The organism is Candidatus Borrelia undatumii, assembly GCF_020882015.2.
In the GTDB taxonomy this organism is placed as follows: Bacteria; Spirochaetota; Spirochaetia; order Borreliales; family Borreliaceae; genus Borrelia.
Genome location: NZ_CP086555.2, coordinates 834,282 through 846,330, shown reverse-complemented (window position 1 = coordinate 846,330; position 12,049 = coordinate 834,282). Strand labels below are relative to the sequence as shown.

The window sequence follows — 12,049 nt, the reverse complement described above, 5'->3', positions numbered from 1 at the left end:
AAAGAATGGAATATGAAGGAAAGTGATTCCAGGAGTAATGTTTTTTATTTATTCAAAGATGCATCTGTTTTTATAAGGCTAGTTGATAGATTTACTGCATTGCACGGTGTTAATTTTAAGACATTTGTTGAGAGTATACTGCTGAATAATAGCAGAATTCGGGCGGTGTGCCTAGATCTATCAGAAACGCAATATTTAGATTCAACATTCATGGGGACGTTGGTACATGTTAAGAACATGTGCAGTGGGTTCAAAAAAACTTTTAAAGTGATAAATCCTAGCGAGAAGGTTTTTGAGAATTTAAAATCTCTTGGTCTTGAAAAGATATTAAAGATAGAAAATAGAGAAGAAACATTTAAAAAAAGCGAGATGAGGGGTTTTTTTTGTTATAACGAACAAAAACATAAAATATTTAAATCAGTTTTAGAATCACACATTTTACTCTCAAGCATTAACAAAGAAAATAAAAAAGAATTCTGCAAATTGATCAAAAGATTAAAAAAAGAAGGTCATAAGCCATAAACTGAGGTTCTGTTCTATTGTCTGTTTAAATGCTTAATAACATCGTCTGTCATATCAACAGTGCTATTGTAATAAAGAATGTAAGGATTGTCCTTTTTCATAACCAAAGAAACACCATTGGTCTCTGCGATATACTGGACACCGCTCAGTATTTTACTCCAAAGTGCTCCATCGCTATTTATGCTGTTTATATTAATCTGTTTTTGTTGATCAATATTACTTTTGGCTAAAGTTGTAAGTTTCTTAAGATCATCTATCTTCAAATTATACTGATTACCATAAGATCTTGCATTATCTAAATCATGAACACTAACAGCTTCATCATACATTCTCCTTAAATCTTTAATCTCAGAATTTAAAGCATCTATTTTTTCTTGATAATGCTTTCTTAACTGCTCAAGATTAGACTTTAACTGCGGATTCAAAAATTCAATCACAATCTTTTCAAAATCTACAATCCCCACCTTTGTGACATCTATCGCAAAAACATTTAACCGAAATAAACACACCAACAAAAGAATAATCAAAGGCATACTCTTCCCCTTATAAAAACAAAGACAATTATATCAATATCTCATGTCAATTGCTAAGAAAAATTTAAATCCCGCATAGTAATTGTAGTGCTTATTAATGCCCTTATTATCAAAATAAAATGGATAAGCTACAACCAAAGATAAAGGCAACTGAGGCAACAAACTCCTAACCCCAAATCCCCAACTAAACATAAAACTACCAAATGGAACAAACAAAGCATTTTCTTGCCCTTCCAAAGAACACGCTGCTATGTCTAGAAACAAAACATCCCAAACCAAAATATTCTTAATTAAAGGAATTGATAACTGAATAGTATTAACAAATGAACTATAAATATTTTTTAAAGTTCCCCATCCTCTTGCCATCATAAAGTTTTCACTAATAGTTATAAAGTGATTTGGCTGTATTTCCATCTCAAAACCGTTTCCAAGCGGCGGTAAAATATTTGTATAAATACTTCTTAAAGTCAAGATTAAGTCAAAAAAAGGAGTAAAAACATCTTGATACCCTAAAAGAGAGATATACCTTTCAAACGTAGTAGTGGATTTTGTAAAATGACTCTGGCCAAATAAAAACCCACCAAAGAAATCAAATTGCTGCTTAAGCAAAAAACCATCATTGGATAATGATTGGGAGTTTCTCGTATCCCATGCTACGCTAAGGCCAAGGGAATTTTCAAACCTGATAGTATGATAATTATCCCTTAAATAATAGCTTGAAGGCCTATTAACACTGTCATCATAATGTACATACTTTAAAGCAGATTGTACAGTCCCAGTAAATATTTGCTTTCCAAGGTAATTGGAAAAAGTATATCCAGTAACCAAAGCTAAACTCAATTTTATTAAGGAATAATTCATGATATTAAAATCTGAAAAATTTTTTGTATTATGATATTCTTCCCAACTCTCAAAAGGATCTGGAACTTCTTTTTTACCCGTAAAAATAGGTCCATTAATATCTTGATAGGCAGTGTTTATAGAATGTGAGAAATCAAGAAACCCGCCAACAGTCCATCTAGTCTGCATAAACCAATAATCCTCAAATGAGAATCGCAAACTTTGCTCAGAGAAAGCAAGATTAAGCTTTGTTGACAAAGAATATCCCTCACCCAAAAAATTAGATTGCTCCCATTGACCAAACAACGAAAATGGAAACCAAGAATTACTGAATCCACCAAAATTCAAACCAAACCTGAAACTTGCTGTTTCTCTTTCCTCAACGGAAAAATTTATTTTCATTAAACCATCAATATTGCTCTGTACAATATCAGGAACAACATTGCCAAAATAACCAAGCCTTTGCAAGTTAAGCATTCCCATTCTAAACTTCTCCAGACTAAAAACGTCTCCTTCCATTAGCGGTATTTCCCTAAGTATTACATGAGGAGCCGTCTTTTTGTTACCCGAAACAGTAATAGATTCAATATGAGCCTTATCTTTTTCTACTATATTAATTAAATAATCTACAAATTCTCCTCTCATTTTTCTAGAAGGCACAATATCCGTAAATATGTATCCATCCGAATAATACTTTTCTCGAATTTTTGAAAAATCCTGCTCAAATCTTGAATCATTAAAAATATCCCCTTCCTTAAGAGTAACTAAAGACTGTAATTCCTCTTTGCTAAAAACCAAATTACCAGAGATCTCAAGCTTACCAAACTTAAAAACATCACCCTCTGAAATAAAATATTTCAAAAAAATCTCTTTTAATTTATCAGAATCACTAGGGTCTCGTATATCTACAGTATTATTTACAACCTTAACGTTAATATATCCATTATTCTTATAAAAAGACTCAAGTTGAGCCTTATCCTTATCAACATTTGAACTTAAATACTTGCCATCAGAGAACAAAGATGCTGTTCTTGATGCTAAATATTTTCTGAGAGTACTACTCTTAAAGTTCAAATTCCCCTCAAAATCGACTTCTTTAACAACATACTTAGGCCCTGCATTTATTTCAAATACAATATCTACTAAATTGTTCTCTTCCCTAGTCTCGTATTTAACAGAAACATCAAGATACCCAGCCTCTTTATACATCTCTTCAAGTTTAATAACACTTCTTTTAACATTTGCAATATTTAAAGATTCATTTACCTTAAGATTTGACTTATCACGAAGCTCACTATTCCAAAAAACTTTACTACTATCAACAAAAGAAATAGTCTTTACTATAGACTTTTCCTTTACAAAGAATGTAATAAGAAGCTTTTCGTCCTCTATCCTAAATTCAGGTCTAATAAACCCATCAAAATAATCAAGGGCGTAAAGATCAACTTGTAACTTATCAAAAACTTCATTGGAATAAATCTTCCCCAAATAAGAATTTAAAATGGAAGCAAGATCCCTTTCCTTGATATTTTTAAGTCCATTAAAATCAATGCTTTTGATCATCTTGCCCTCATAATTAGTTTGGGCATAGACCAAACCAACAGAAAACACGAAAAAAAACACAAAAATCTTAAAAGACTTCATCTAAAACCCCTTAGTCCCTAATACTTAAATTTCCAAGAAATAGATATATTATTTCCTATACCGTACAGCCCATTTTTCGTGAAATCATAATCGAAAACATAGTCAACGAAGAAAAACGGCGAATCAAGCTCAATACCAAAATTGACGCTAAAATTTAAATTCTGAGTGAATAGATTCACTTGCTCTTTTAAGAAACCAAAACCCGCTTTACCGAAAACACCATTAGTAAAATACTTACCCACCTCAACACTCGTATTATCAAGAAAACTTGCAAAAGTTGGGTTCCCCGAGACACCAACAACATTCCTCAATATATCCGTCTTTATACTCAACAGGTCTAATTTTAATACGGAACGCACATAATCTTCAATAGGCTGTACTACCAAATCCACAAGAATATCATTAGCTAATCCAATTGCAATCTCGGCCGTGTTGGTACCCGCGGATTGCAATCCACGCTCACCTCCAATTATTGAACTTGACAGAAGGTATTTTATCTCTTGCTCCGTTCGAACAGGGTAAGATATAAACTTAAAATCCCACAAGCTTAAAGGACCATCCATACCCATAGTTACAAGCAATTTCTCACTACCGTCTTTAATTGTATTTGTTGCTTCAATTCTTACCCATGGATCAAATTTAGTCTTATTCTCATTAAAAGAGATATATGAACTACTTTTGAATACAAATTTCTTGTTATTATAATTAACGGAACCACTTGCTATATTTAAATCTCCCTTAAGTATAAAATCATCCGTTCTAGTATCAGACTTAATTGCAAGCTCATTGCCTTTAGCAACAGTAACATTTAAAAATGAAATCTTATTATCCGGCCAATGAAAAGCAACATTGCTATCAAAGTTTATTTTAAGATCTGTAACAATGGCAAAATCTTTAAAATCAATGTCTGCTAGTTTAGATCCCTTTTTTCTCTTAAAAGGATCCATTAAAAAATCAAAAATTGAATTTTCGAGCAAGTAAACCCAAGAGTTTGAAATACTTAAATCTCCACTAAACACAATCTCTTCGACATTACCTTCAATAAAAAAACTACCCGAGACATAACCAATAAAATTTATGGTTACCTTATCAAATTTAATAGGGACTCCAGAACCGCTAGGAACATCAATGTCTATCTTATAATAATCAACAATGGTGTCACTTAAAAAATTAACGTTAAGACTAGCAGAAACATTAACATCAGAATAATAGCCTAAATTAAAACTATTATCTAAAACTATCCTATTGTCCTGAATCAGGATTGGGACGTTAACTAATTCCAAAATTCTGCTCTTCCCATGCTGTCTAGAAGATTTCAAATATTCAGTACTAATTGATCCATTTAATACGTTAATCTCTCCATTAAGATTTGGATTATACAGATCACCATCAATACTCAGCTCCCCTCCCAAATTAATATCATGCAAAACAAAATGCTCCTCAATATTAAAAAGAGCTTCTGAGCCTAGGAAATCTTTTGTAATTAACTCTGAATTAAACTTAATGTCTTGGACAATCCCATTAACTTTATTCTTTAAAATCTTACCCGATGCTTTAAAACTGAGGGGCAAATAATCACCAATCCTAACATTAAAATTACCATCAACATATTCATATAAAACATTAATAAGGTCATATTCAATTGATGCTGCACTAAATTCTTCAAGATTATTTCTAAATTCAATCGTAATATTAGAAAGATTATTACCTTTGTACATTACGTCCCTGAAAGAAACCTCTCCATCGGTCTCTCCCTTTAAAACACCAAGTTCTTCTTCGTCTTTATTCTCAAATTTTTGAAAACTTGCGTCAACTCTTGAAGAGAAAAGATCACTATTAATATTTAAATTAGAAACTCCAATAGAATTTTTAATATCATATCTAAAACTACCTGCAAGAATTTCTCTCTCATTCTGCTTTGCTTTTATGTTATAGATATTAAAATTATTATCGACCAACCCTAACTTAAAAGAAAAATAAGTAGGAATGCCCATTAAAGACATTCCATCTGTTTCAAGGTGTGCACTAAGAGAATAATTGAATAAATCATTTTCCTTAAAATTAAGGATAAAATTGCCATTGGCTTTCCCATTCAAGAAAGATAAAAACTTAAAATTATCAAAATCTAAACCCTGAAACCTTCCCAAAACATAATTGCCATCCTCGTTAGAATTAACTCCTAAAAAATAACGCTCTGTAGTCTCATTTGAAAATAAGTTTATCTCACCTCTAAGTTTATCATTTAAGCTAAAACGACCCTGTCCTTGTAAATTTGAGTACTTATTCACAAATCTAATATTTGAAATATTAACTTCTTTATTCTTATATAAACCATTAAAGCTCATATTAAGGTTATAAGCCGGATTGTCAGAAATCTTATCCAATCTAAATTTGTTGATTGTAACACTTAAATCATCATTTGTTTGGTCATAATTCCCATAAGAACTAATATTTAACAAAATGTCAGATTCTTTATTATGAAAACGGAAATCACCAATGTTTAAGGAGTAGATTATCATAGAATTAGCATAATTTAAATTGGCTTTCGCCCCAGGTGAAAATTCAAGATTAACGTTCCTATCCTTAAAATTAAACTCGATATAAAGAGGATAGTTCTTACTCAAGTAACTAAAATCCGTAGTAATCTTTAGTCTGTCATCAAGCAAATGTATTAAAAAAACAGAATTTACGATAAAATCGTCACTCTTGTAAGTGAAATTCCTTATCTTATAAATACCTTTTTCTCCAACAGCATTAAACATCAAATTAAAATCATCTAACTTTGAATAGATAGAAAAATTAAGACCATTCAGCCTGGACTTATCATGACTTGAGGTGTTTAAATAAAAATCTGAATCTAGGTTAAAATACTTACCAGATAATAAATGTTCGGGAATAAATTTAGTAATCATAGATTCTGGGAGGACATCATTTAAGAAAAGCAAAGGAAATTCTTTAACACCTAAATTAAAACTCAAATTTTCCTTATCAAAATCTCCTTGTAGTAGAACCATAGATCTATTGTTTTTAAAATTTAGCAAATAGTTAACGTGAGTTTTATCTTGCTCGAAAAGAGTTTTAAAGCTCAAATTTTGAACTTCCAGTCTACCAATTCTAAAATCATCAGATTTTACCAAAAAACTTTTATTGTCTTTACCAAAATCTAAATACCCATTAAGATCTTTAAAATTCAGTACTCTTGCAGATCTAAAATCAAGCCTTCCTACTGGCAATAAATCTTTCAAAGAATAGTAACCCTTATAGTTGATAAAACCTCTCTTAAGTTTCAAAAAGGCATTTTGTATTTTTACAACTCTATCATTACCTTTAAGTTGTACTCTTATTCCTTGGATCTCTTTATTTATTGTACTGTCTTTTGAGGATGAATTTAGTAAAAACGAATACCTTAAATCCTCATCTTGAAAATCATAAGAAAATGCCAATTGACCATTCAAAGCTATGTCAAAATAATCTTTATACTCGTTAAAATCTTCATTAAGTCTTATCCAATTTAAAAGATTGATATCGAAAAATAAAGCATCCAATCTTAAAAAATTTTTATTAACATCATAGCTTAAATTAAAATCTAAATTTTCCCTTCTGAGATTGAAAACCTCAAGATTCCCTTTTGAATAATTTATTTGAAAGCCCTGCTCAAGTAGAGAAAAATAATTTGCATTAAATTCTAAAAAACTGACATTAACATACCCATCTTCAAGATCCTTTTTAAACTTACCCTCAAGATAAAACGTAGAACTTAAAGAACTCTCATTACCAACATTTTCCCTAAAATCCGAAAAGGAATTAAAATCGATGATGGATCTAAATAAAAAATCATCATCGATGGTTTTTAATGCAAAACTTTTGACTTTAAATTCTAGGAATTTGTTTGAGCCTAATTTAAGCTTAATATTGATATCTTCTAAATTGATATGAAGCCTATCTAGATAATCAGAAATTTTACCAACGATTGCATGGCTGTTGTATTTATCATCATTTAATTCAAACCTAGTAAACCCTGCACCTGCGGGTTTCAAAAAGCTTAAATCATTTATATCAAAGTTTAGGGTACTACCTTCAATAAAAATATTTAAAATAATGTTTTTATCTCCTAATATTAGCTTAAACAAGTCCAAATTTATCTTAACCGTACTCATTAGTACTTTATCTTGGTCATTTAAACTCAATTCCAAATTATCTACTTTTATTGAAGAGAAAAAATAGGGCGCAATTCGACCATATTTTATTTTAAATCCCGATTTAGATTCAAGATAGCTTATGACCAAATATCTTGCAGAATAAACCTGAACTTGAATAAATAAAACAAAAACTACAAGAATCAATACAAAGGCCAAAACTGAGCAAAAAAATGCTAAAGGAACCCTACTTCTTAAAAAAAACAAATTCATATATTTATGCGTATATTATATAATAGTTCACCGATATCTAGTTGCTCAAAAAGGGAGATAAACATTTGTGGATGAGGTTCTAAAAAATTTCTATTGTATAGAAGGTATCGATGGGAGCGGGAAAACAACCATAATCCAAAGATTACAAAGACTTTGTAATAATGAACTAAAATACTACTTCACAAAAGAACCCTCAGAAGGAGTTGTTGGCGAGTTTATCAGGAAACAATTAACCACTTTTAAAAATCCCATGAAAGAGGCATCATTGGCTTACCTGTATGCCGCAGATAGATATGAACATTTGTACAATCCAAAAAACGGAATAATCAAAATATTAAAAAAATCTAGAATAAAAGTAATAACTGATAGATATTTATTCTCATCCATAGCATACCAAGGAGAATTGGGACGCGAACTAAACAAAGATTTTCCACTTCCTGAAATACTTTTCTTCATACAAACAGATCCTAGGATTGCATATAAACGTATTCAAAAAAATAGAAGACAACCTGACCTCTTTGAGCTTGAAGCAAAAAATCTTAAAAATATCAATTTTAGATACACAGAATTACTTAAAGATTTTGAGCAACTCCTTGATATAGTGTACATTAAAAATTTAAACGAAGAAGACTTGGAAATAGGTGCGAGAAAAATCTTTAATTTGATCAAATTTTAATATAATTAAAAAGAAAGGAATCAGGAATGTATTACAAAAGTTTTTTCACCTTAAGCTTATTTATATTTTTAATGTTCTTTACGGTCAGTGCGAATGCATCATCAAAATTTTTCTACGCCGAACAGTGGTATGTCATACTTAACACACAAATGAAAAACAAACCCCAAAATTTTAAAAGGAATATATTCTTTTTAAAAAATGCGCTAAAGTCTCCATTCGGAAATCCAATATACTCTCTAGCAAAAGTGGAAACAAGAGAAGAATGGGAAAAATACAAACTCTTATTTAAAATGCACGTAAACCTACTTCTTGTTAAGCAATATCTGCATTTGGGTGACTTATTTGACACAAGATATGTTCATTTTTATAAAACCCCAAAAAAGGATGGAATTCTTGAAAACTTAAATAAAGCCACTAATTTTTACAAAATATCTGTCGCTTATTACGAAGATGCTTTAAAACTCCATAAAGAGCTAAAAAAATATAAATCTATCAAAATACAAGGTGATGGGATAACAAACTGGGAAGAAGAGCATCACAGAATTGAAACTAAAAAACTTGACTACCACGACATAATTAAAAAAGAACTGTTGCGGATTGAAAAAACAAAGAATTTCTTCAAATCAAGACCAAATTACTACTAGGTGATATTAAAATTCCCTTTATGTTCTTTTGAAGCTAATATTTTTTGAATATAGCCCCTATTGAGAGAGAACGTGTCAACAAGTTCTTTAAAGTCACCCTTACTGAGGATATTATATTCCAATGCAAGCGTAATTAAAGCCCTTTCAGCCAAAAAAGGTAGTTTAAATAAGTTCTTTAAAACTTCAACCTCGCTTTTACCTCTAGATTCAATTAAAAGCGAATTTTCAAAGTTTGGACTACATTTACCGCTATTTAAACACAATATTTCTTTTTCAAGTGATTCTTTATCACCTTGAGCATATAGCAATGCAAAAGGCTTAAGAACCGTGAAAAAATATTCTCTACCCACGAGATAATGATGTTTAGCGCACCTTGTAGCATAATTTGGATAAATAGCAGACTCAACAATCTCATCTCCACCAACAATCAACAGAGGATCGAAGTAAGGAGCAGCTATTTCTTGTCCTCTGTAAAAATAATATCTGTATGTTAAAAAAGATTCATCCATGCAGTTATCATGCTCACAATAAGCACCAATACTACAAATTCTGTTCGCGTATTCTATTAAAAGTTTAGCAGTATTATTAAAAATCTCTTTTCTAAAATTATAAATTAACGTAGGCAACACAAATAAAATATCCAGGTTTAGGGCGAGCCTATTTAAAACAAAAACCAAGCGTTCTTCGTAAAAACAAGCCTCATCGATAATAAAAGTCCCATGCTGAAAGTTGTCCTCTATTATTTTTTCAACATCAAAAGAGTTGCTAGAACACCCAATGTTACTAATACTATCAATCACACCTCCTCTATAAGGAATAACATTCTCTGGATAATCTTTAAACCTTTTCCTATCAAGGATATTTCTGATAAAAAACACATTAGCTCTATTCCTATTCCCTTTAGTTATAGAATCTAAAATTTTTAAAGATTTACTCTTAATAATAAGAGAGTCCTTATAAATTCTGGCCGCATATTCTGTCTTTCCACTACCCATAGGCCCAATTACAAGCATAAGATTTAGATTACTTCTAAAATCAAAATGACTAACAGAGATCATATTATCCAGCCTGGAATCCCTTTCCCCACTAGCAAAATTCGGATAAAAATTCATCACCAACTACTTTAAAAAAGATTTTCATACAAATGCAAGAGAATCAAATGGAATAATAAGCTGTAAGGGGGATCCTAAATACCCCGCAAATAGCTTTTTAGTATAAAGCAATAAAACAAACACTCTCTTATTTTTAATATATTTAAAATCGTAAATAAAAATCTCATCATTTACCTTAAAATTAAGCTCGCTTCCTATTTTATTGGAAAACACTTTAGTAACTCTATACTTTCTTTGAGAAACTAAATTCAAACCTAACCCCAAAAAAGCTCCCATTAAATTCTTTAAAGAATCTAACTTTAAAATACATTCAATAATATCCTCTGGTCTTTCCTGCGGATAAAGATAAACTTCATAATTTTTATTATCTCTTGTGTAAGAAACTTTTACCATAGATTTTCTTTGTAAGATATAATACTGAAGTTCTCTTAAACTTTCAAACTTTAAAGAATCAACACCAAGGATGGAATCTCCAATTCTTATTCCACCAATATCTGCAGGAGAATTAGGTGCTACATATGATACTTCCAATTTTCCTAAACTTTCAGAAAATATCAAACCCAACCATTGATTTCTTAAGCGCCCCCCCTCATACATAAAGGGCAACACCTTTAAAACCCATTTTGAAGGTATAACGAAATTAAGACCTTGAGTATGCAAAATTCCAGCAAATGTAATCCCAATAAATTCTCCAGATTCATTTACCACAGGGCCACCAGAATTCCCCTGATTAATAGCAGCATCAATTTGATAAGAGTCACCAACAGGCAATAAATCCCTATTCTTCCCAGATATTATCCCTGATGTAATAGTCTTCTCAAATCCCATAGGAGAACCCATTGCATAAATCTTATCTCCAATATTAATATCTAAAGGGTAATTTAAATTAAATTGATTCTCTACTTTAAAAGCAACCTCAATTAAAGCCAGATCCATCTCATGAGAATACGCAACCACCCTTGCAGGGAGCTTCTCTCCCCTACCCCTGGGAAGTCTGACATAAAGACTTGAAACTCCACTATGATCCTTATCAACCTGAGAACTAATTACATGATAATTAGTCAAAGCATAGCCTTTAAGTTTATCAATAACAAAAGCTGTTCCCAAAGCAACATTTGGAATCATGTTTCCATTTAGCAGTTTGGCGCCCATATCGACCCAGACTGTTAAAACAGATGTATTAAGTAATACATTTCTTGAAGGAGATTCTTCCTTAACAATAAAATCTTTTAAAGAACCAAAAGTATTGTCAAACAAATAATGCTTTGCAAAAAAACTTGCAAGCATTGGATCTCTATGCTCCACACTTTCAAGATGTCTTAAAATTAGTCGTTCCTTATTCTCATTAAGCATAATCCCAAAAGAATTTAAAGTTTCAAGCTTATAAAGCGCCTTATCGTACTCTCCTTTTTGATAGAGACTCAAATATTCGCTCTCAATCCCAGATAAAGCCTTGTCCTTCAAGTCTAAAATATCTTGATCAATTTCAAAGCCACCGTTCTTCAGATTATAAAAACTAGAAAGCGCAATCTCAAAATCCTTATTCTTAATATGATTATTTATATTTTCAGATGGTAGATAATAAATCTGCTTATCATCTATTTCCCTTATTAACTTGCACGAAAAAATTAACATGATAACAAGAAAAAATTTCTTATGCATTAATAGT

The 12,049-nt window shown here is 30.9% G+C and carries 8 protein-coding genes; 3 read left to right on the top strand and 5 right to left on the bottom strand.

The window, feature by feature from the left end; genetic code table 11:
- Positions 1–12 precede the first annotated feature (12 nt).
- Positions 13–522 carry an STAS domain-containing protein gene (locus tag LKV13_RS04080; RefSeq protein ID WP_229089594.1) on the top strand — a complete coding sequence of 170 codons (510 nt, stop codon included), beginning with the start codon at positions 13–15 and terminating at the stop codon, positions 520–522.
- 14 nt (positions 523–536) lie between these two features.
- Here LKV13_RS04080 and LKV13_RS04075 read toward each other — a convergent pair whose 3' ends face one another.
- From LKV13_RS04075 to LKV13_RS04065, 3 genes are read right to left on the bottom strand one after another with little or no spacing between them, the layout of a single operon-like run.
- Complete coding sequence (locus LKV13_RS04075; protein WP_229089593.1) at positions 537–1,055, bottom strand: OmpH/Skp family outer membrane protein; 519 nt, start codon at positions 1,053–1,055, stop codon at positions 537–539.
- A gap of 33 nt (positions 1,056–1,088) precedes the next feature.
- A complete protein-coding gene (bamA, locus tag LKV13_RS04070) occupies positions 1,089–3,539 on the bottom strand; it encodes an outer membrane protein assembly factor BamA (RefSeq protein ID WP_229089592.1) in 2,451 nt (816 codons plus the stop codon).
- A 17-nt stretch (positions 3,540–3,556) separates the two neighbouring features.
- Entirely contained in the window at positions 3,557–7,948 is a 4,392-nt protein-coding gene (locus tag LKV13_RS04065; RefSeq protein ID WP_229089591.1) for a translocation/assembly module TamB domain-containing protein, read from the bottom strand.
- Between the two features lie 67 nt (positions 7,949–8,015).
- On the opposite strand from LKV13_RS04065, the gene tmk reads away from it, so the two are divergent.
- The gene (gene tmk, locus LKV13_RS04060; protein ID WP_229089590.1) at positions 8,016–8,624 is read left to right on the top strand and encodes a dTMP kinase; all 609 of its coding nucleotides are present in this window, start codon (positions 8,016–8,018) and stop codon (positions 8,622–8,624) included.
- A gap of 26 nt (positions 8,625–8,650) precedes the next feature.
- A complete protein-coding gene (locus tag LKV13_RS04055; protein ID WP_229089589.1) occupies positions 8,651–9,268 on the top strand; it encodes a hypothetical protein in 618 nt (205 codons plus the stop codon).
- Here the strand turns inward: LKV13_RS04055 and LKV13_RS04050 are convergent.
- Positions 9,265–10,380: a thymidine kinase gene (locus LKV13_RS04050; RefSeq protein ID WP_229089588.1), complete on the bottom strand. Its 1,116-nt coding sequence runs from the start codon at positions 10,378–10,380 to the stop codon at positions 9,265–9,267. The genes LKV13_RS04055 and LKV13_RS04050 overlap by 4 nt on opposite strands.
- A 24-nt stretch (positions 10,381–10,404) precedes the next feature.
- Complete coding sequence (locus LKV13_RS04045) at positions 10,405–12,042, bottom strand: S1C family serine protease (protein WP_229089587.1); 1,638 nt, start codon at positions 12,040–12,042, stop codon at positions 10,405–10,407.
- Between the last annotated feature and the right edge of the window lie 7 nt (positions 12,043–12,049).

Bases quoted from the DNA above. Each gene is read 5' to 3' on its own strand.
- LKV13_RS04080 (WP_229089594.1), top strand. From the start codon at position 13: ATGAAGGAAAGTGATTCCAGGAGTAATGTTTTTTATTTATTCAAAGAT.
- LKV13_RS04075 (WP_229089593.1), bottom strand. From the start codon at position 1,055: ATGCCTTTGATTATTCTTTTGTTGGTGTGTTTATTTCGGTTAAATGTT.
- bamA (WP_229089592.1), bottom strand. From the start codon at position 3,539: ATGAAGTCTTTTAAGATTTTTGTGTTTTTTTTCGTGTTTTCTGTTGGT.
- LKV13_RS04065 (WP_229089591.1), bottom strand. From the start codon at position 7,948: ATGAATTTGTTTTTTTTAAGAAGTAGGGTTCCTTTAGCATTTTTTTGC.
- LKV13_RS04055 (WP_229089589.1), top strand. From the start codon at position 8,651: ATGTATTACAAAAGTTTTTTCACCTTAAGCTTATTTATATTTTTAATG.
- LKV13_RS04050 (WP_229089588.1), bottom strand. From the start codon at position 10,380: ATGAATTTTTATCCGAATTTTGCTAGTGGGGAAAGGGATTCCAGGCTG.
- LKV13_RS04045 (WP_229089587.1), bottom strand. From the start codon at position 12,042: ATGCATAAGAAATTTTTTCTTGTTATCATGTTAATTTTTTCGTGCAAG.